This window comes from Alteromonas sp. OM2203, assembly GCF_048517045.1.
Lineage (GTDB): Bacteria > Pseudomonadota > Gammaproteobacteria > Enterobacterales > Alteromonadaceae > Alteromonas > Alteromonas gracilis.
Genome location: NZ_CP183209.1, coordinates 2,104,172 through 2,125,874, shown reverse-complemented (window position 1 = coordinate 2,125,874; position 21,703 = coordinate 2,104,172). Strand labels below are relative to the sequence as shown.

The 21,703-nt window shown below is 43.0% G+C and carries 18 protein-coding genes and 1 tRNA gene; 5 read left to right on the top strand and 14 right to left on the bottom strand.

From position 1 onward, the window contains the following. Positions 1–32: 32 nt before the first annotated feature. The 4 genes from ACM0P2_RS09480 to ACM0P2_RS09465 all read right to left on the bottom strand — a co-directional run bounded on the left by ACM0P2_RS09480 (position 33) and on the right by ACM0P2_RS09465 (position 5,428). Positions 33–1,280, bottom strand: a complete 1,248-nt coding sequence (locus ACM0P2_RS09480; protein WP_120959453.1) for a glutamate-5-semialdehyde dehydrogenase — start codon at positions 1,278–1,280, stop codon at positions 33–35. After that, a complete protein-coding gene (gene proB / locus ACM0P2_RS09475) occupies positions 1,277–2,386 on the bottom strand; it encodes a glutamate 5-kinase (RefSeq protein WP_173358618.1) in 1,110 nt (369 codons plus the stop codon). The genes ACM0P2_RS09480 and proB overlap by 4 nt, the downstream gene beginning before the upstream one ends. 16 nt (positions 2,387–2,402) lie before the next feature. Next, positions 2,403–3,917: a sodium/proline symporter PutP gene (putP, locus tag ACM0P2_RS09470; protein WP_173358622.1), complete on the bottom strand. Its 1,515-nt coding sequence runs from the start codon at positions 3,915–3,917 to the stop codon at positions 2,403–2,405. Positions 3,918–4,375: 458 nt separating this feature from the next. Further along, positions 4,376–5,428 carry a DNA topoisomerase IB gene (locus ACM0P2_RS09465; protein ID WP_419227626.1) on the bottom strand — a complete coding sequence of 351 codons (1,053 nt, stop codon included), beginning with the start codon at positions 5,426–5,428 and terminating at the stop codon, positions 4,376–4,378. A gap of 520 nt (positions 5,429–5,948) precedes the next feature. On the opposite strand from ACM0P2_RS09465, the gene ACM0P2_RS09460 reads away from it, so the two are divergent. Then, positions 5,949–6,539 (top strand): hypothetical protein, encoded by a 591-nt coding sequence (locus ACM0P2_RS09460; protein ID WP_173358620.1) that lies wholly within the window; start codon positions 5,949–5,951, stop codon positions 6,537–6,539. 175 nt (positions 6,540–6,714) lie between these two features. Next, complete coding sequence (locus ACM0P2_RS09455) at positions 6,715–7,545, top strand: HAD family hydrolase (RefSeq protein WP_173358623.1); 831 nt, start codon at positions 6,715–6,717, stop codon at positions 7,543–7,545. 82 nt (positions 7,546–7,627) lie between these two features. Here ACM0P2_RS09455 and ACM0P2_RS09450 read toward each other — a convergent pair whose 3' ends face one another. Then, complete coding sequence (locus tag ACM0P2_RS09450) at positions 7,628–8,332, bottom strand: SDR family NAD(P)-dependent oxidoreductase (protein WP_159120603.1); 705 nt, start codon at positions 8,330–8,332, stop codon at positions 7,628–7,630. 19 nt (positions 8,333–8,351) lie between these two features. Continuing rightward, positions 8,352–8,882 (bottom strand): DUF2878 domain-containing protein, encoded by a 531-nt coding sequence (locus ACM0P2_RS09445; RefSeq protein WP_419227625.1) that lies wholly within the window; start codon positions 8,880–8,882, stop codon positions 8,352–8,354. A 149-nt stretch (positions 8,883–9,031) separates the two neighbouring features. Between ACM0P2_RS09445 and ACM0P2_RS09440 the strand changes: the two genes are divergently transcribed. From ACM0P2_RS09440 to ACM0P2_RS09430, 3 genes are all read left to right on the top strand, one after another. Next, a complete protein-coding gene (locus tag ACM0P2_RS09440) occupies positions 9,032–10,660 on the top strand; it encodes a diacylglycerol kinase family protein (protein WP_419227624.1) in 1,629 nt (542 codons plus the stop codon). A 7-nt stretch (positions 10,661–10,667) separates the two neighbouring features. Then, positions 10,668–12,011: an NADP-specific glutamate dehydrogenase gene (gdhA, locus tag ACM0P2_RS09435; RefSeq protein ID WP_159120606.1), complete on the top strand. Its 1,344-nt coding sequence runs from the start codon at positions 10,668–10,670 to the stop codon at positions 12,009–12,011. 244 nt (positions 12,012–12,255) lie between these two features. Beyond that, the gene (locus ACM0P2_RS09430; RefSeq protein ID WP_159120607.1) at positions 12,256–12,711 is read left to right on the top strand and encodes a hemerythrin domain-containing protein; all 456 of its coding nucleotides are present in this window, start codon (positions 12,256–12,258) and stop codon (positions 12,709–12,711) included. Between the two features lie 389 nt (positions 12,712–13,100). Here the strand turns inward: ACM0P2_RS09430 and ACM0P2_RS09425 are convergent, their stop codons facing one another. The 8 genes from ACM0P2_RS09425 to ftsH all read right to left on the bottom strand — a co-directional run bounded on the left by ACM0P2_RS09425 (position 13,101) and on the right by ftsH (position 21,648). After that, positions 13,101–13,259, bottom strand: a complete 159-nt coding sequence (locus tag ACM0P2_RS09425) for a YqaE/Pmp3 family membrane protein (RefSeq protein ID WP_014949371.1) — start codon at positions 13,257–13,259, stop codon at positions 13,101–13,103. Positions 13,260–13,454: 195 nt separating this feature from the next. Continuing rightward, positions 13,455–15,749, bottom strand: a complete 2,295-nt coding sequence (locus ACM0P2_RS09420) for a putative bifunctional diguanylate cyclase/phosphodiesterase (protein ID WP_159117471.1) — start codon at positions 15,747–15,749, stop codon at positions 13,455–13,457. 228 nt (positions 15,750–15,977) lie between these two features. Beyond that, a tRNA-Leu gene (locus ACM0P2_RS09415) sits at positions 15,978–16,063 on the bottom strand. Positions 16,064–16,074: 11 nt separating this feature from the next. Next, positions 16,075–16,488: a preprotein translocase subunit SecG gene (gene secG / locus ACM0P2_RS09410; protein ID WP_105931183.1), complete on the bottom strand. Its 414-nt coding sequence runs from the start codon at positions 16,486–16,488 to the stop codon at positions 16,075–16,077. A gap of 10 nt (positions 16,489–16,498) precedes the next feature. Continuing rightward, positions 16,499–17,242, bottom strand: coding sequence for a triose-phosphate isomerase (gene tpiA / locus ACM0P2_RS09405; protein WP_159117470.1), 744 nt, complete (start codon positions 17,240–17,242; stop codon positions 16,499–16,501). Between the two features lie 95 nt (positions 17,243–17,337). Further along, on the bottom strand, positions 17,338–18,681 hold the full coding sequence (gene glmM, locus ACM0P2_RS09400) for a phosphoglucosamine mutase (RefSeq protein WP_159117469.1): 1,344 nt from the start codon (positions 18,679–18,681) through the stop codon (positions 17,338–17,340). 9 nt (positions 18,682–18,690) lie between these two features. Beyond that, entirely contained in the window at positions 18,691–19,515 is an 825-nt protein-coding gene (gene folP, locus ACM0P2_RS09395) for a dihydropteroate synthase (RefSeq protein ID WP_173358625.1), read from the bottom strand. Positions 19,516–19,701: 186 nt separating this feature from the next. Then, a complete protein-coding gene (gene ftsH / locus ACM0P2_RS09390) occupies positions 19,702–21,648 on the bottom strand; it encodes an ATP-dependent zinc metalloprotease FtsH (protein ID WP_105931179.1) in 1,947 nt (648 codons plus the stop codon). Positions 21,649–21,703 lie beyond the last annotated feature (55 nt).

Here is a 21,703-nt window from a genome sequence, read left to right as displayed (position 1 = left end):
GCACAATGCCGACCAGTTATTGCTTAACGTTATTATTCACGAATTTGACCCTCACCATTTACTAAGTACTTCTCTGAAGTTAGCGACTCTAAGCCCATTGGGCCATAAGCGTGAAGCTTAGTCGTTGCAATACCAATCTCTGCACCTAGGCCCAACTGACTGCCATCAGAGAAGCGTGATGAAGCGTTAACCATCACAACACTTGCATCTACTGCACGCTGGAAAAGCTTACCTTTCTCGGCGTCTTCAGTAATGATAACTTCGGTGTGGTTACTGCCGAATTGCGCAATATGCTCAACCGCTGCGTCAAAATCATCAACCACACGGATAGCAATCTCTAAACCAAGGTACTCTTCGCCGTAGGCATCCTCAGCGATAACATCGGCACCTTCAAAGTACTGACTGCCTTTTTCATTTACGTGAACCGTTACGCCTTTTTCTTTAAAGGCATCTGCCACTTTGGGTAAAAAGTCACCTGCCACTGCTTGGTGCACAACTAGGCCTTCTAACGCGTTACACACGCCTGTACGCTGTGTCTTACCGTTTAGCAGTATCGCTAATGCTTTATCTAAATCCGCATCTTTATCAACATACAAGTGACACACACCTTTAAAGTGCTGAATAACCGGCACTTTAGCGTTATCCGTCACGTAATTAATAAGGCCTTCACCACCACGTGGGATTATCACGTCAATGTAATCACGCTGTTCCATTAACTCTTGCATAAGTGCGCGGTCTGGGTTCGGCACAACAGTAACAAGGGCCTTCGGTAGATTGTGCTTTTCAAGCACATCCTGCATTAGTTGTGCAATCGCCAAACTCGTATCGAGTGCTTCTTTACCACCACGTAATATTACTGCATTGCCCGATTTGAAGCACAGTGCGCCAGCATCGGCAGTAACATTAGGTCGTGCTTCATATATCATGCACACAACACCTAAAGGAATGCGCATTTTCTTGATTTCGATACCATTTGGACGAGTACCGATAACACGCTCTTTACCTACAGGATCATCAAGTTCTACGATAACCTCAATGCCTTCAGCCATGCCTTCGATACGCTCATCATTAAGGATTAAGCGGTCGATCATTGCTGCATCTAAGTTATTTTCTTTGGCTCGTGCCACTTCTTTTTCATTTACTTCAATGATCTTACTTTTGTTTGCACGAATTGCCGCTGCCATATCGGTTAGTACCGCGTTTTTCTGGCTTTCACTTAGAATTGCCAGTGTACGTGCAGCTTTTTTTGCTTGTTGTGCTAACTCTGTAATAATACTCATTCTTTCTCCAAATTTGCTATGTGCTGATCAGAAATGATTGGCCCTGTTTTTTCTTCGAACTCGTGGGCGAAGTCGTCATTTTCCTGATTAGCAATAAAATTCAACAAACAGCTACTGTAGTTCGATTTTGCTTTTACCAATTTAGTGCCGTCTTCTTTACGCACTAAAATTGTATCGCCTACCGAAAACTCACCTTTAACGTCGATGATTTCACTACTCGTGAGTTGTTCAGCGTCGCCAGCTAAAGAGGCATCGAAATCCCCTTCCACAATCACTTCACCTTGCGCATTTGACGTATGGCGCATCCAATGCACGTTTTCTTGCATTGGTTTAGCGTGTGGTTTGAAATGCGTGCCAGGGTTTTCACCTGCAAGAAGCATATTAAACGACAACTCAGTAAAGCCATTAATAATATATGTATCTATACCATGCGAAACCGCTTTTTCAGCTGCTTCAATTTTAGTGCGCATGCCGCCAGTTCCTACCCCGCCTTTAACAGCGCCACCGGCCATGTCATAAATACTTTGATCGATAGTTTCCACAGACTTAAGCATTTTAGCATCGTCAAATTCATGTGGATTCTTATCATATAATCCGTCGATGTCCGAGCAGATTATTAATGCATCCGCTTCAGCAGCAGACGCCACCATTGCCGATAAATTGTCATTATCACCCACTTTTAGCTTGTCGGTGGTAACAGTATCATTTTCGTTAACGATTGGCAGAATGTTGTTATCTAACAAACTAAAAATCGTTTCACGAATACTGACGTAACGCTCTCTATCTCGTAAGTCAGCGTGCGTTAAAAGCATTTGCGCAGAAGGAAAGTCAAACAACCTATCCCATGTGGCAATCATTTCTGTTTGCCCTGCTGCCGCCATCGCTTTTTTAACTGCAATGTTGCTTTTCTCTTGTTCTGGAAACAGGTGCGCTCCCGCTGCAACCGAACCAGAAGACACAAGAACAACTTGTGTACCGTTAGCTCGGCATCGCACAATAAACTGTGCAATGCTCAGTAAATAGTGACTGCTACAACCTTGCTGGTTGGGCGATATTAGTGCACTACCTACTTTGATGACTACGCGTTTCCAATTAGGATGACTCATAATAAACTTTTTAACCTTAAGATTGTTGATTCGCTAATTCTTCACCGGCTTGCGCAAACGTTGCCTGTACGTTTTTAGATGGGTTTTCACCGAAGCGACTTACCAAATAAAGCGTTAACGTACTTACCGCAAACCCTGGAATAATTTCATAAATAACGCTGCTTAACGTTTTACCGTCAGCCAGAACCGGGGCATATATCCAAAACAATACAGTGACTGCGCCACTGATCATGCCTGCCATCGCCGCTCTTGCTGTTAAGTCCTTTTTATACAGACAAAACAGCACTAACGGACCAAAAGCGGCACCAAAACCTGCCCAAGCATTACTTACCAAAGATAAAATTGTATTCGATGCGTCCATGGCCAATAGCAATGCTGCAACTGCAACGCCTGCTACACCATAGCGCCCTATTGTTACCGTTTGCTTCTCACTTAGCGCTTGCTGCGACGATTTTTTACTCATCATCACGCGATAAATGTCTTCGGTTAACGAACTCGCACTTACTAAAAGCTGCGAAGAAATCGTACTCATAATCGCTGCTAAAATAGCTGCCATTAAAAAACCACTAATTAGTGGGTGAAACAGTAACTGTGAAAAAATAATAAATATGGTTTCTGGATCATCAACCGCTAGCCCAAATTGATTCGCGTAAGCAATGCCCACGAATCCTGTCGCTAACGCACCAATGATCGTCACCGTCATCCATGACATACCAATGTTTCTCGCCGTGCTGATCGCGTTTACCGAGCGAATAGCCATAAAACGTACGATGATATGTGGCTGACCAAAGTAGCCCAACCCCCAGCCTAAGCTCGACAATAAACCCACCACGGTTAACGTTTCCAACGACTCGGAAAAATTAGGTACAGATTGATAAGCCGCGCCTGTCATCTGCGAAACGCTATCGAATTCACTGAACGCCACAATAGGTACTAGCACCAATGCGACAAACATAATGCAGCCTTGAACAAAATCAGTCAGACTTACTGCTAAAAAACCGCCCAATAAAGTGTAAGAAACCACTACACCCAGCGTTATAAATAAGCCTAACTGATAATCTACAGAAAACGCGCTTTCAAAAAGCTTGCCCCCTGCAACCAACCCGGCTGATGTATAGAGCGTGAAAAATAAAACAATGATGACTGCAGAAACAATACGCAAGCTCGAATTAGGCGTATTAAATCGCTTTGCGAAAAACTCGGGTACAGTCAACGAATCGTCCGCCACTTCTGTATATACGCGAAGCTTTGGCGCGACTAATAAATAATTTGCCAAGGCACCTGCAACAAGCCCGATTGCTATATAAACAGCGTCGAACCCTGTTAAGTACATTGCCCCCGGCAAACCCATTAACATCCAACCTGACATGTCAGACGCACCAGCTGAAAGTGCAGTTACTTGAGGGCTTACTTGCCGCCCACCTAAAATATAGCCAGAAATATCACTGGTTGACTGGCGATAGGCAAACAACCCTATTCCCAACATCGCTAAAAAATACACAGCCAGCGACAGGTAACTTTCCATTGGCATAATGTCTAATGTTTCCTCTATTACTATCAAAATCTCTTTAATGATTCTTTGTCTTGCTGCTAAAGCAATGAAGAGGTGCTTATTTATCAGCACTCTCTCACAGCCTCATAAATAAAAAAGGCGAGACTTGCACAATGCTGTTCGCCCTCGACGATTGACTAGCTTCTGTAATTTAGAAGCAAATTAAATCGAACAATAATCATTAGAGTTCTAATAATATAAGGATTTGAAAAAAAATTTCAAGTTTGAATTTTAAACAAATAGATTTAACAAGCTCTTAGCTCGTTTTAGAGACAAGTAATGTTTCACAATAAAACTGCATCCAATATATTTATATATTCACTATTTTTCAGATAGATACAAAATCTAAATCAATCATGAAACAATATAACTTTGCACCAGCGTGGCCTAATTTGGCCTACTTTACTTCTTACTGAAACATTTTCACTTAAAACCCATTACTGAACGCTATCAGTAGAAATAACACGCAAAAGAAGCTTTTCTACGGGCAGTAAGTGATCAAGCTGCACACAATCTTCATTGTTAAGCGCATTTAGCTTTTCGATAAGTTCGTTGAAGGATTCTGGGGCGGAATACACACTAAATAGCTTCGGATGAATATAATATTTTCTGCAAACAGCGGGGGTATTACCAAGCTCTGCAGAAACAGTTTTACTTAAAGTACTTTCCCATTTTTTAGTTCGAGAGTTTGCCACCTGCTCGTGAACGTCAGGCATAACTGTTAGCGCAAAGCGACTAGATGCCCAAGTTCTGAAGTCTTTACAGCTAAATTGCTCACCCAATTCACGATGAATAAAAGCATTTACATCTTCGCTGGAGACATCGCTCCATTGATTATTCGGGCCCTGGTAGCGGAACAAACAGTAACCCTGCTGTTGAGCGCAATCACATATAAGTGAAGCCAGTTCTGGATCGTTCACTTTTAACGTACGCGGTTTGCCATGTTTTCCCACATAAGCCAACTCTACACTGTCATCGCATTGGGCCTGAATGTGCTTTCGCCTCAGTGTGGTTAAACCGTATGTGTTGTTCTCTTTACTGTACTGAGCATTTCCCACTCTCGCTCCTGTATAGTCAAGTAGCAAACACACTAGCGCACATGCTCTCTCTAGCGTCCATGAGGGCATTTCAACCAAAGTTTGGCAATGTTTGCGAAACTTAGGTAAAGCATTACCAAAAGCAACTAACCTTTTAAATTTCTCTACCTGTTGTTGCTCGTGCCATTTCTCATGGTAGATGTATTGCTTTCGTCCTTTTTCGTCATAGCCTGTCGCCTGTACGCTGGCTTTACTGTCCCGACTTATAAAGGTATCTTGCCAATTAGGTGGAATTACGAGCTTTCTAATTCTCTTTATTACCCGTTCGCTCGACACTTTTCGTCCACTTGCGTAAAGATAGTAGAAACGTTTATTCCCACAGGCAATTCGTTTGATGGATAAGTGGCAATCATCCGAATAAACATTGCAGTAGCCCTTCGTCCGTGCTGTCAAAGCATTCTCCATATTCTTTGTTGAGATTTACAACACCTTGCAAACATGTGTGTTATTTTTCTGACTGAATAAAATTACAGTTAAAAAGAAAGAAATGATCACCTAACATTGTCAGGTTATTTAACCGTTATCCTAAGATTCTTCGCTGTGTAACCTTTTTCATCGCCGTGTAAGATTGTCACACTACCGCAATATTTTTATTGCGATAACCCTTACAGTCGACAGTCCAGATTGAAATATGTACTAAAAACATTTGCCTCAACCTTGTCTAAAAACCTTGTAATATTCATGAATTCCTTTGTTAATTCATAGTGATAGCTGTAGCGCTCAAGCTTTTAACCTTGGTAGAAAGCACATTTAAACACCACCCGGAATACTACTTGAATACTTATCTTCATTAATCGTATGAATTCATGTGCTTGGATGGATTACCGGGCACAAAATTGAATGTAGAAGTTGAGCTGTTGAGCGTCACAAACTTAAGTTGGGTGAGCTCTTAAACTGACTGAGAGGAATTAAGATGACTATCGAAAACTCAAAGAACACGAACTTAGATAAGAATGACGATAACGGAAACGAAAATTTGAGGACTAAGATCGTCTCTGATAAAGAACTTCAGGTTGCCGCTATCTTTCCTTCAAAAGAAAAAGCGAGAGAAGTAATTGATGTGGTTAAAGGTCAAACATCAATAGAAAGCGCTCAGATAGAAATTGTTGAGGCAAAAGATCCGCGCATGAGCGAAAAGCTGGAACGCAACAGTGAATCAATTGGGAAAAGAATGTGGTCGTCTCACTTACTACTAGGTTTTATTGGGCTAGCGGTGGGCCTAATTGCTGCGTTTCTACTCACGCAATTCGGCCCTGCACTTACGAAGCAAAATCCTTTATTTACCTATATTGCGTTAATTAGCCCAGGCCTATTTATTGGCTTATTTATCGCAGGACTGATGGGTCTAAGGCCTGATAGAAACGAAGTAATTCAAACCGTTAGGCATGCAGTGCGATATGGTAAAGTGGCACTTGTTATCAACTTAAAGAAATCTCAGTCTGCTTCTAAATTGTCTTCGTTGCTTCGCCAACATTCAGACAAAGTCGTCGAGTCTATTCGATAAAAAGTTAAAATACCTGTAATAAGCAGGGGCAGATAGTTAGAGTATGATAGTGTACACAACGCAAAAGCGAACGTGTTCAGCAAACAATTCTGAGAGGCGATGCACATAGTAATATGTGTATTGCCCTTTCGCATTTTGTATTCCTTATTGTTTAAAGACACCGAGTACTGATTGTATGGATTTAATTTTTTTTGACTTGGACGGGACTCTTTTAAATAAGTCTTCCCAAATCTCGACATTTACCAGAAAAACGCTGGGTTTACTTAGCGAAAAGGACATTGCGTTTACCGTCGCTACCGGACGTACTATGCATTCAGCGCAATTTGTACTGGAAGGCCAGTCGTTCGTACTACCTCATATTTACAATAACGGGGTCGCAATTTGGGATCCAACCGGTAACGCGTTAACTTTAGAAAACCTTCTTGCGCCAAGCGAAGTGAACCTTATTGTCGAATATGCGGTTAAAAACAACATCACGCCGTTTATCAATACAGTGAATTTGGAAAGCCCTGAGCACGAACATATTATTTATTATCCAACGCCAAAACATCTGATAGAGCGAAACTTGATAGACAAGTACTTCTCCAGAACTAAAGCCAGACTGGCGCCTATCGAAGAGCTACCCGCGGCGGCTCACATCACAAATATCAGTATGATTGGCGATGCGACACTCGTTTACGATATTTACCAGCAGTTAAATAATCACGATGAGTTAATTGCATACTCCGGACCAGCCATCGAAGGCGACGAATACCGCTGGATGGACGTTCATCATAAATTGGCAAGCAAAGGAAGTGCAGTTGAACTTTTGCGAAATCAGTTGGGTGCAAGTAATGTGATTTGTTTCGGCGATAGTGACAATGATTTAAGCATGTTCGAATTGGCTGACGAGGCTTATGCGCCCGCTAATGCGAAACCTTATATTAAAGAAGCTGCAACGTCTGTTATCGGTCATCACGATGAAGATGGAATTGCTCGTTTCCTTCGAGAGCGTTTTTCGCTCTAGCACAGCATTCTCTAGCACATCTCAACAAAGGCTACATCACGTAGCCTTAAAGTTTAATACCGCGTTCACGTAATTAAAGGTTCTACCAATCTATGGATTTTCTGTCTTTCAAGAACTGACCGTGAGGGCCACCCTCTTCCATAGTAGCTAACCAAATTGCCGTGTCAGCCCCCTCTTCAGGTGTTTTAGGCGCATCACTCCCTCCCATTCTGGTGTGGACCCAGCCTGGTGTCATACTGTTTACTGTAACGTCTAAAGGCTCGCCGTTTGCTGCCTCGTCAACCGCCGCTGCCATCTTTACCGTTAGTGCGTTAACGGCTGCTTTCGAGATGGCATAGCTAAAAGGCCCTTTTAGTTCCTCTGCAAAGCTTCCATAGCTAGAACTTACGTTAATGATCCGTCCGAAACCGCGTTCAATCATTTGAGGTAGGGTTTGTTGAATGAGCGTTAGCGGAGCATAAACGTTGACTTGCATTGACTTTGCTAGCGACTCTGCGGTTACCTCTTGCCATAGAGTATCGTCTAATACGCCTGCATTATTTATTAGAATATCTATTGGTCCAAACACTGCCTCGGCGCGCACAAAAGCGTCGACGATGGCTGTTTCATTATCAAGCGGCATTTCGATAACGTGCAAATCTCCACCCACAAGTTCCTTCTTTGCTTCAAGCCCTGATTCCTCATCACGGCATCCCATTAGCACTTTGTACCCTTTAGACAACATTCCTTTTACTATTTCGAAACCGATGCCACGATTACCACCAGTTACCAATACATTTTTCGTCATACCAATACACTCCTTGCATTTACGTTTCGACTTGGGTTGCCTCGAAACGGTTGGATAAATAAAAGCACAGTGGGAATACCACACTCCATACTAGTGCTATGAAAATGTAAGCAAGTAGAAGATCAACGCCAAGCTCTACCGCTCCAAACTTTGCGCCAGCAATATAGCTAAGTGGAGCAAAAACAGCGCCACCAATTGATGCCAGTATTAATCGCCCCTTAAAGACCATCATGCTGTGATAGATGGTTCCTGCAAAAGCCGCCCACAGCAGACTTAACCAAATCGGAATGGGCCAAAACGTTATCAACGCTTCAGACTCGTCAAAAATAAACAGCCCGCTCTGCGTCAGCGCAGCATCAACAAAAGTGCCTAACAAGAATATGGTTCCCATAAGCTTTGCATCTTCTAAGCGCTTGGGAGAAAGAAAGAACCACAACACAATTAGAGCAAGCACGGGTATGACGGCTTGGTTCTGAAATAGAATCACTAGCCACCAAATTCCCTGAAACCACGCAAAGTTTATTACCTTAAATACTGCACTATTTTTCATTACTAACGCTCATAGATTTACTACAAAAGCATACGTACCCATTTAATTCTAAGTTCATCTAGCAACAGTAAAAGTAAACGAAAACATAAGAGTGAAAGTATAGATGCATACACTGTTCGCTTTTTTTAACAACAAAGGATGTGTTAATTGTGAAAATGGTAAAGTATTACGTGCTAGGCGCAATTTTATCGTTAGTTTTAACGGTATTTGTTACCGGTGTTCTTTTGAAATTATTGTTTGGATGGACTGCATTTTCACTTATCGCTGTGAGCAGTGCTTATTTGCTTAACTATCCAAGTCTGTTTAGAAAGCGTGAAGATGGCTCTATTCCATTTTATATACGATGGATTTTTGTACCTTTTCTTTTGGGGTCATGGCTTTACAACGAGTATGCACGCAGAAACGATAAAGTCCCCCCGCTTCAAAAAATTGAGCCACACCTGTTTTTAGGGTGTCGCATGTCTAATACGCATGTAGCGCTGCTAAATGAGAATCAAATTGACGCTATTCTCGACGTTACGGCTGAATTCGACGGTCTTGATTGGACTGCGTATCAAGAAGATTATCGATATCTGAATATACCGGTACTCGACCATACCAGCCCAACCTCAGAACAGTTGGTGCTTGCCATTAATTGGCTCAACCAACAAATTTCTGAAGGTAAAAACGTGGTGGTTCACTGTGCACTTGGTCGAGGTCGTTCAGTATTGGTTGTCGCAGCCTATTTGTTAGCTAAAGATCCTAAACTTAGTGTTGATGATGCGCTCAAACAAATAAACAAAATACGCCAAACTGCTCGCCTTAATAAGCGCCAACTCGCCTCACTACAGCAAGTAAGAGATGGCGGTTTACTCTCTTTAGAAAAGACGCTGACGCTGATTGTTAATCCTGTCGCAGGTGGCGGAAAGTGGTCGCAATATAAAGAAGACGTGCTATCTCGCCTGAATGAAAAATTTAAAGTAACTGTCAAAGAAACAACGCCCGAAGTTGACGGAAAAATGCTGGCTAAAGAAGCGAGAGATGAAGGCACTGACATCATTGTTGCTTGTGGCGGAGACGGTACTCTTACAGAGGTTGCTTCAGCCTTAATTAATACTAACGTCACCATGGGAATAATCCCTTTTGGAACAGCAAATGCGCTTAGCCAAGTTCTTCATGGTTATATCAGCAAAGTCATGCCCATCAGTACAGCCTGCGATATCATTATTGATGGGGCTACGTTAAAAATAGACACCGCCACGTGTAATGACAAAGTCATGCTTTTAGTCGCGGCTGTGGGATTTGAAGAGAAGATGATTTCCGCAGCAGATAGAGAAGAAAAGAATGTGGGCGGACAGTTTGCTTATTTAAAAGGGCTATGGAATGCAATTTCAAATAATGAAAGCATGACGTTTGACGTAGCAATTGAAGACAACGAGCCTGAGCGCTTTCAAACTCCTAGTTTCGTTATCGCCAATGCAGCCCCAATGACAACGGCGTTAGCCCAAGGTGCAGCACAACCCGATATAACTGACGGTAAATTAGATATAACGTGGCTGTTGCCACAAACCTCTTCTGACAAACAATTTCAATCTTTAGCGGAATTGGTTTTTAGCCCGGTAGAATCAAAAAAGGAGTCAGACTCTATACGTCACAAACAAGCGTCCAGTCTCACGTTGACGTTCGATAAACCCACCGCTTACGCAGTAGATGGTGAAATTTATGAAGACCAATCTCTCGTCATAAAAACACTCCCTCATAGCCTTACTGTATTAGTAAACCGTGAACAAAAGGATTAAGTAGTTAATGGCACATCAAAGCAACTTCGATGAAATATATTCATTTCTTAACGAAAAATTTGAGGGTGAAAGTGAATACCTTCAAGCGGTACATGAAGTACTTGAAGACATAATTCCCATTTCTAACGCTCATGATGATTACAAAGCATTCGATATCGTTAGGCGAATATGCCTACCCGAGCGCGTTATCTATTTCACGGTTTCTTGGATGAACAGCAAGGGCGAGATTGAGGTTAATCAAGGATGGCGAGTTCAGCACAATTCAGCAATGGGCCCGTACAAGGGTGGCTTGCGTTTCCACCCAACCGTAAATCTCTCCGTACTAAAATTCTTAGCGTTTGAGCAGTGTTTTAAGAACGCACTCACAGGCCTTCCGATGGGTGGAGGTAAAGGTGGTTCTGACTTTAACCCTAAAGGGCGGACGGACAGAGACATTATGCTTTTCTGTCAATCTTTTATGCGTGAGCTACAAAGGCATATTGGTGCTAACACTGACGTACCTGCTGGCGACATCAACGTAGGTGCGCGAGAGATTGGTTATTTATACGGCGAGTACCGAAGACTCAATAACAGGTTTGAGGGTGTGTTAACTGGAAAAGGCTTAGAATTTGGTGGAAGCTACGTTCGCACCGAAGCTACAGGCTTTGGTCTTATCTATTTTCTAGAGGCCGTTTGCAAACATCAAGATTCGCATATTGACGGTAAAACAATTGCTGTTTCTGGCGCAGGCAACGTTGCATTGCACGCTGCGTTAAAAGCTACGGAGAAAGGCGGGAAAGTAGTCACGCTTTCAAATAGTCGTGGTTTATTGCACAACGAAAAGGGATTGAACGATACAGCCATTAAGTGGGCAATTGAGAACCACGCATCTCGTAATAATATACTTAAAGACATGGCTGAAAATGACATGGGAACTTGGGTAGATAATAAAAAACCATGGCACATTGCATGTGATGTTGCCCTACCCTGCGCTACGCAAAATGAGCTTACCGAAGATGATGCTAGAGCATTGCTAGACAATGGATGCAGCATGGTGCTAGAGGGAGCAAATATGCCGTGTACGAATAAAGCTCAGGCCCTTTTTATTGAAGAAAAAATAACGTATGTCCCTGGTAAAGCCTCCAATGCCGGTGGCGTTGCCTTATCTGGCTTGGAAATGGGGCAAAATGCCATGTTTAATCAACGTGAGGCTGACGTACTCGACGAGCAACTCTACTCCATTATGACGAGTATTCACGAACGATGTGTTTCTGAAGGCAAAGCGGAAGGTGACTTCATTAACTACATGAAAGGTGCAAATATTGCCGCCTTCCGTCGACTCGCGGACGCAATGGTCGCACAAGGCGTCTAACTCAATACTTCGGTCGCTGGAATTACGCTACTCATTACGCAGTTTTAGCGGCCATATATGGGCGTGTACAACGTGAATTTATCGGAAAAGTTTTTGTAAAAATTGCGCTCTAAATATCAAAACGTCGAGGAATTGTTTCTTTCGAACAAAAAATCTATTAAAAATCATAATCTAACGAAGCTTGAACACATGGAATAGAAATAGCATTACTGAAAGTAGTAATTAACTATTTGGGGATATATCCATGAAAATTTTTGAAGCATTGCGTCAAGATCATGAAAAACAGCGTCTGTTATTGAAAATTCTTGCAGAAACAAGTGGTAACACAGCTGCACGCAGAGAATATTATTTAGAGCTTAAAACGCAGTTGGAAAGTCACGCCATTGCAGAAGAGCGTCATTTCTACACCCACCTTTTAGAAAAAGATGCCGCGGTTGATTTGACTCGCCATGGTATTGCAGAACACCACGAAATCGATGAGCTTCTAGAGAAATTAGATGAAACAGACATGAGTTCACCGGCATGGCTACGCCATTTAAAAAACCTGCAGGAAAAAGTTGAGCATCATTTAGCTGATGAAGAGCAAGAGTTTTTCCAAGTTGCAGGAAAAGTGCTAAACGACAGCCAAAAAACAAGGTTGGCAAAAGAATACAGAGAAGAGATGAACAAAGAACTGGATGCCGAAAAACTCACGGTGTAGCCATAATGGAAAACGGAAACAAGCAGTTTCATTTATACCAGTCCGCATAGATAATTACCCACTCAGCGAGAGTTAAAATGTTCGTAATCGCGGCGTGTTACCGCAGGTATAGTGGTTCTACATCAAGGTGACACAACAAAGAGTACGGACATTTTAAACTCGCCCTTCGGGAAGGTCTGGCAAGCTTCCTAGCTTCATTCTGGGAATTTGAAAGGGAACAGCCATTCCTGCATTCCCACGCTTCGCTAGGAAACTTGCCAACGCCTTCTGAGTGGGCACTTTTCTATGCGGATTGGTATTAAGTGTTTTCTATTAAAAAGCCAGCTTAAATAAGCTGGCTTTTTTTGATTCAAAGATAAGGTTCGTCGTTCGAAACGATGTCTTTGATGTTATTTCTTAGCAATGATGTATACAGCGTGGATAACGCCTGGGAAGTAACCCAAAATAGTTAAAAGAATATTTATCCAAAAATGTGCGCCAATACCCACTTGTAAAAACACGCCTAGCGGTGGTAACAAAATCGAAAGTAGTATACGAATGATATCCATAATAAATTCCTTGTTATTGAAGTAATTTCACAACTCAATGGGTAAAAAGCTCACGTCTTGCCGTGGAATTAGCTCCCAAAGAGGGTTTTACACGCTTCGCTATGTTTCGTTGCATTTACAATGCCATCTCGAATGCGAAAGCGCCATAGCTTTTATAATTTCAACAAAAACAATAAATTTTATTTAATAAAATAGCTATTCGCCGAAAGGTGTATTTTGAAGCCACTCTTCTAAATCAGCGAGCTTAAGCGGTCTGCTTATATAATATCCTTGGGCAACGTCGCACCCCCAATCCTTGAGAATATTGAGAGAGGCGAGGTCTTCAACGCCTTCTGCAACGACTTTCAAATTAAAGACAGCGGCTAAGCTAAGCACCGTATGAACAATTTGCTGATCATTTTCGTCACTGGCAAGAGAAAGAATGAAGCTCTTATCTATTTTGATAGTCTTAACAGGCAGGTTCTTCAAATACGCGAGTGAAGAATACCCAGTACCGAAATCATCTATAGCGAAGTGAAACCCTCTCGCCGTCAACTCATTCAAATTCTCTATCGCTAACGATGCATCTGCCACCAAATCGCTTTCCGTAATTTCAAGTTCGAGGGCATCTGGAGATAGGCCTTTTTCGTTGAGTAGGGACACCAAGTTGCTTAGCAGCACCTTATTTTGAATATCTTGAGTAGACAAGTTCATTGCCACAGTAAAGTCGTACCCTCTTTCCCGAAAATAGGCCAAGTCTGAAATAGTTTGCTTCATTACCCACGATGTAACTTGCTCGATTAGACCTGCCTGTTCAGCGATAGTAATAAACTCATCCGGAGGAACGAAGCCCAACACACTGCTATTCCAGCGAATGAGCGCTTCCATGCTGCACACTTTCATCGTTACTAAATCAATTTTAGGCTGATACACCATAGACAGCTCGTTTTGCTGACTTGCCAGCGCGCGCTTAAGCTCAGTGGTAATAGATAATCTACGATTATATTTATCCTCTAATTCAGCACGATATCGAACGCACCACTTATCGCTATGAATCGCTTCGTCCGTAACGATATTCATTTTCCTGAACAGCTCTTCTGACGTGAATGCGTCTTGCGGGCACTCTAAAACTGCCATTGCCACTTTTAAAGGAATCGCTATCAAGTTACTTTCAACCGGTTGCTCTAGAATGTGCTTAAGTGTCTCGAGCTGTTCATCATTAAGCGATTCATGCGAGATGTATAGCACTTCTCCGCCCGCTAATCGGGCTGATATACCAGGCCAACGCTGTAATCTCTGCGCTAATGCTTTTAATGTATTGTCGCCGTTAGAATAGCCGTACAGATCGTTGATAGTACGAAAACCGATGACGGTAATGGCGACAACTTGTAAGGCACGCTCCTTATTAATTTCAGACTCGAAGTAGTTCTCAACGTAATTGCGGTTAAAAAGACCAGTAAGCACATCATGCTCAGCTTGGTAACGGATATCTAACTCACGACTTTTTATGTTTGCTTGCATGCTATCAACAGCGTTGGCAAGCTCAGTGATTTCTCGTAATTTCGATGGCTCATCAAGTGTCGAACCATAAGAGCCAGACGCTACTCTGTTGACCGCTTTCACTAGATTAGACACTGGCTTAGTCACATTTTTCGCTAGCACGAGAGAAAACGCCAATGCAATAATCATTGCTCCCAAGCAAAACACTAAAATAGTAATCTGAATTCTGGAAAACGCATTGAATGCTGAGGTGGTATCAACCGCAAGAGTAATGTTAACGGGAAGTCTATCGGTAGCACCAATGTTTACTCGGCGAGTAAAATAAGTAAGCTCATCATTAAACGTAACATCTACCCATGATGGATCGCGTTTTAAAGCTAAAACTCTCTGCGCTTCACTCGTACTTAAAGTAGTGGTGAGAATTTCGTTTGTTTCGGTTTTTGAAATAATGATCTCGGCATCTACAAGTTGCTTAAGCTCTTGTAAAAGCGCATCGTCAAATTCAACGCCTATCAGCATGTAATACCTAAGTGTAGGTATTTCAACACGTATAAGACTGAGTTGAACTAAATAGTCATTTACAACAAACAAACCACTTTCTTTCTGGTTTACCACCAGAGCGACGCTGCTCTTAAGACTTTGTCCAACCTCAAAAAGTGGGGAATGTGAAGCCACAACCTTATGGTCTAAGCTTACCAGGGCAATAATGTCGGTATTAAGTCTTTCAGCGTAACTTCTAAACGCGGCCTCGATAGAGGGAATATTTTCTGTGCCCACCGCACGCCTAAAGTCAAATGAGCGTGACAACACTTTTGAAACACTTAAGATAACAGCCTGCCTGTCTGCAACAACCTTGTCGAAGACTTTTTCTGCTAGGGAGACATCGTGGTCAATATTTTGCACAACAAGTGTACTGGCAGAACGCCAAACGGCGCCAACAATCAGAAGCGATGCTATAACAATTCCTATGAATAAGGTTTGAAATAAACTCTGACTAAGTGTTTTTTGCACTGGGGTGCCCCATAGTTGTAACGGTAATTAGGTGGCAACAAACGCGACCATAGGCTAAGAGAATAGCCGAAGAATAGAACGAGTAACAGGGGTAACACGCTGTATATTTTGAAATTTAACGCTTTGTTACAATTGCACTATTGAACGCCTTAAAAGATTCGCAAAATCTTATATCAACGTCAATTTCTGAAATAAAAAAAGCCAGCAATCTGCTGGCTTTCTTATATATGGTGCGGAAAGCGGGACTTGAACCCGCACGAGCTATGCTCACCACCCCCTCAAGATGGCGTGTCTACCAATTCCACCACTTCCGCAAAAACTTTACTTAGTTTGAACCTTCGCTGTCGTCAGCCGCTGGTACGTCGGTTCCGTCAGTCTCGATAGCAGGTACGTCATTTTGTACCGCGTCTTCGATAACCGGAACGTCTTGGTCAGCAGGACGCTCAACTTCCTGCTCTACAGCAGCAGGAACTTCAAGGTTGTTCCACTCATCATCAGCACTTTCGCGATTCGCAGTAATTGCGCCTAGCGTTAAGCTGATAAAGAAAAACAAACCTGCCAAAATACCAGTGGTACGTGTCATGAAGTTACCAGAACCTGACGAACCAAATACTGTATTCGAGCCACCTGAACCGAATGAAGCGCCCATGTCCGCACCTTTACCCTGCTGGATTAAAACGAATCCAATTAATAAAAGAGCAACAATTAGGTATGCTACTAAAAGCACTTCGTAAATCATAAATACCTCGTCAGTTTGCCGCTTGGCAAATTGAAATAAAATCTTCAGCTTTTAAACTGGCCCCGCCAATCAAGCCACCATCTACATCTTTTTGAGCAAATAGCGTCTCAGCGTTATCTGGCTTCACACTACCACCGTATAAAATACGAAGGCTCTGAGCCAGAGTCGCATCTACTTTCGAGAAGTAAGTGCGAATAAATTCATGTACTTCTTGTGCTTGTTCTGGGCTTGCCGTTTTACCCGTTCCGATTGCCCAGATTGGCTCATAAGCGATAACGGTTTTGCTTAGCTCTTCTATAGACATCTTGCCTACCAGAGCGTCGAGTTGTTCGCCTACAAATGCTTCAACCTCACCGGCTTCTCTTACATCAAGAGGCTCGCCCACACAAATAATAGGGACAATACCAGCAGCAACACATTTTTTAGCTTTAAGAGCAACAAGTTCGCTTGACTCACCTTGGTCTTCGCGCCTTTCTGAGTGCCCAACTATAGCATAACTACAGCCAGCTTCTTTAAGAAGGTCTACCGAAAGCTCACCAGTATGAGCACCATTATCAAGGTGACTAACGTTCTGAGTACCAATTGAAAATGAATCCGTCTGAAACGCATATAAAAGCAATGAAGGTGCACATACAACTACTTCAGCTTTTGCTTTTAAACCCGCTAATTTCTGATTGAACTCAGCGACCAGCGCCAAATTCCCATTCATTTTCCAATTGCCAGCCACGAATGGCTTTCTTACATTATCACTCACAATGTAGACCTTAGCCCTGTCTTAAAGCGGGCGTGATATTAACTATTTAATTAAAAAGATACAAGCACAAAAAGCAAAATTTCCAGCTACGCCAACTAATTGGCGAGTTTACGAACAGTTTCGGCAATATGCTCTGCCCATTTTTGCGATTGGGATTCGTCGTTAGACTCAACCATTACACGGATAAGAGGCTCAGTACCGCTTTTTCGTAACAGTACCCTACCCGTTTTACCCAATGCTGATTCAGCCTCTTGTTTAGCACTTTGTACTTCATTGTGCGCGAGGTAATCCACGTCTTGATTAACATAGCGAACGTTGATGAGGGTCTGGGGGTACATGTCGAAGCCACTTGCCAAATCGTGCAGGTCCATGTGAGAACGAAGCATCGCTGCAAGAACTTGTAAACCCGCTACGATACCATCGCCAGTAGAACTCATATTAAGGTTCAATACGTGCCCTGAGTTTTCACCGCCAATAGACCAGCCTTTTTGCTGTAAAAGCTCCATCACGTATCGATCGCCCACATTACTTCGCGCGAAAGGAACACCTAGCTTAGACAAAGCGTTTTCAAGTCCAAGGTTACTCATTAGTGTGCCTACAACGCCGCCCTGCATTTTGCCGTTTTTAAGCGCGTCACGAGCAATAATATAAACAATCTGATCGCCATCCAGCACATTACCTAAATGGTCGACCATCATTAATCGATCACCATCACCGTCTAGCGCAAAGCCTAGGTCTGCGCCTGTTTCTTTAACCTTTTCAACGATAGCGTTCATTGATGTCGCACCAACGCCGTCATTAATATTCAAACCGTTTGGCGAAGTACCTAGCTCAATAACCGTAGCACCTAGTTCCCGTAGCACATTAGGTGCAATGTGATAGGTAGCGCCATGAGCACAATCAACCACAATTTTTAGACCGGTAAGAGAAAGCTCAGATGGGAATGTTCCCTTGCAAAACTCAATATAACGACCCGCGGCGTCGTTAATTCTTGTTGCTTTACCGAGTTTATCTGACGCAACACAAGTCATGGGTTGCTCAAGCATGTGCTCAATGGCTAGTTCTATGTCGTCGTCAAGTTTGAAGCCCTGTGCAGAGAAGAACTTAATGCCGTTATCATAGAATGGGTTGTGCGATGCACTAATCACAATACCGGCTTCAGAACGAAATGTTTTGGTCAGATACGCAATAGCTGGTGTTGGCATTGGCCCGAGCAAACCGATATCAATACCCGCTGCTGACAAGCCAGCTTCTAATGAAGACTCAAGCATGTATCCCGAGATACGCGTATCTTTACCGATAAGAACCTTATTTGTACCGCGACCTGCCAAAACTTTTCCGGCTGCCCAGCCTAACTTGATTACAAATTCAGGATTAATGTTGCTCTCGCCAACCTTTCCGCGAATGCCATCTGTTCCAAAATATTTGCGCTGCGTCATTATTATTCCTTATTTTATGGTATTCAGCATTTTCACAATATTGACAGCATCCGCTGTTTCTTTAACGTCGTGAACCCGAATAATCTGTGCGCCCATTTGTGCGACAATTGTAGCGAGGCTTATGCTTCCCGCCAAGCGCTCATCCACTTTTCTATTGAGTAAATTGCCAATCATTGATTTTCTAGACATACCAACAAGCACTGGATAACCAAGGTCCATTAACTTAGGTAAATGCTTCACCAATGCATAATTGTGTTCTAGCGACTTTCCAAACCCATAGCCGGGGTCAAACAATATTTTTTCTTGCGAGATTCCTGATGCTTTACACGCTTTCGCTCGTTCTAATAAAAACTGGGCAACGTCTTCAACCACATCATCATATGACGGATTGTTTTGCATGGTGCGAGGTTGACCTTGCATATGCATAAGACAAACTGGTACGCCAGCTTCTGATGCAGCCTCTAATGCACCTGGCTCTTGTAGGGCCCTAACGTCATTAATTAATCCGGCTCCCACACTAACGGCCTCTCGCATAACCTCGGCCTTACTCGTATCGATAGAAATTACACAACTTGCATTTTTCGCTACCGCTTCAATGACGGGAATAGTGCGATCTAACTCTTCCTGTAAAGATACCTCTGGCGCACCGGGCCGCGTAGACTCACCACCAATATCAATGAAAGTCGCTCCTTCATCGACCATTTGAAGTGCGTGTTCTGCGGCTTGATTAACATTTGCATGTTTTCCGCCATCAGAAAATGAATCGGGCGTGACATTTAAGATACCCATTACTTGGGGCTTTGAAAGATCGATAAATTTGTTACCAAAGTGCATGGACTACCTGCGTTATTATTTTTTACTTTACCAAGAGCATTAGAGCGAACTGATATAAATGCCTTTATAGCCTACTAATACGACTCAAGAGAAAGTTATAACTATAAAACATCTAGGCGATGATAAGCCCGCGCCAATAAAAAACGCCAGATATACTGGCGTTTTTATTTCAATATTAATGGGGACTTAGCTTGGGATATCGCCCGGCTTGCCCACTGACGGTTTGTCTACACCGTCGTTTTTAATTTCACCCTCTCGTACTGGCGCACCGCCACTTGGCTTATCACCGCCAGATGGCTTGCTGTCATCCCAATCTGCGGGAGGACGAACGTCAGTACGGTTCATTAGGTCATCAATTTGCTTTGCATCAATGGTTTCGTACTTCATTAGTGCGTCTTTCATTGAATGCAAGATATCGATGTTGTCTTCAAGGATCTTCTGAGCACGCTCATAGTTGCGATCAATTAATGACTTAATTTCCGCATCGATAGCACGCGCTGTGTCGTCAGACATGTTTGTTGCCTTCGACATAGATTTACCCAAGAACACTTCACCTTCGTCTTCAGCGTAAAGCATAGGACCCATCTTACTTGATAGACCCCACTGGGTTACCATCTTACGAGCAATTTCAGTAGCGCGCTCGATGTCGTTAGAAGCCCCGGTTGTGACCTTGTCGTCGCCGTAAATAACTGCTTCTGCAATTCTTCCGCCAAACAAGCTGGAAATCATGCTCTCTAGATGCTGTTTAGAGTGGCTTACGCGGTCTTGTTCAGGTAAGTACATAGTCACACCTAATGCACGACCACGTGGAATGATAGACACTTTGTAAACCGGATCATGCTCTGGCACTAAGCGACCAACAATGGCATGACCTGCTTCATGATAAGCTGTCATTTCTTTTTCAGACTCAGACATCACCATCGACTTACGCTCAGAGCCCATCATGATTTTGTCTTTCGCTTTTTCAAACTCTTCCATTGAAACAAGGCGCTTGTTGCCGCGTGCAGCAAACAGCGCAGCCTCATTTACCAGGTTAGCAAGATCAGCACCTGAGAAGCCTGGCGTACCACGAGCAATAACTGATGGTTCTACATTGTCAGCCACTGGCACTTTGCGAATGTGAACTTTAAGAATTTGCTCACGACCACGAATATCTGGAAGACCTACCACTACTTGACGGTCGAAACGACCAGGACGAAGAAGCGCGGGATCTAGTACGTCAGGACGGTTTGTCGCAGCAATAACAATGATACCTTCGTGACCTTCAAAGCCATCCATTTCAACAAGCATTTGGTTAAGGGTTTGTTCACGCTCGTCGTGACCACCGCCTAAACCGGCACCACGCTGGCGACCTACCGCGTCAATTTCATCGATAAAGATGATACATGGCGCCGCTTTTTTCGCCTGTTCAAACATGTCGCGAACACGTGAAGCACCAACACCTACAAACATTTCGACGAAATCAGAACCAGAGATAGTAAAGAACGGTACTTTAGCCTCGCCTGCAATCGCTTTGGCAAGCAAAGTTTTACCCGTACCCGGAGGACCTACCATCAATACGCCCTTCGGAATTTTACCACCTAGTTTTTGGAACTTAGACGGGTCACGTAAGAAATCTACCAGTTCAGATACATCTTCTTTCGCTTCGTCACAGCCAGCTACGTCAGCAAACGTTGTCTTAATTTGGTCTTCACCAAGTAAGCGGGCTTTGCTTTTTCCAAAAGACATGGCGCCACGGCCGCCGCCACCTTGCATCTGACGCATGAAGAATATCCACACACCGATAAGCAAAAGCATGGGGAACCATGAAATAAAGATTGATGTGAGAAGAGACTGCTCTTCTGGTGGCTCGCCATAAACCCTTACGTCATTCTTGACTAAGTCAGAGACCAACTTGTCATCGAAGTAAGGTACGAAAGTTTGGAAAGTTTCGCCTGAACGCTTAGTACCGCGAATTTCGCCGCTATTATTAATGCGAACTTCACGAATATTTCCCTGCTCTGCTTCTCTCAAAAACGTTGTATAGTCAGTTTGCGAACGAGACGATTCACTCGGTGAAAAGCTCTGGAAAACCGACATCAAAACAACGGCGATGACTAACCATAAGATTAAATTTTTTGCCATATCGCTCAATGCTAATAACCTCTATAAACCCGAATTGCTTGTATATCCAACAAGTTGTTTATTG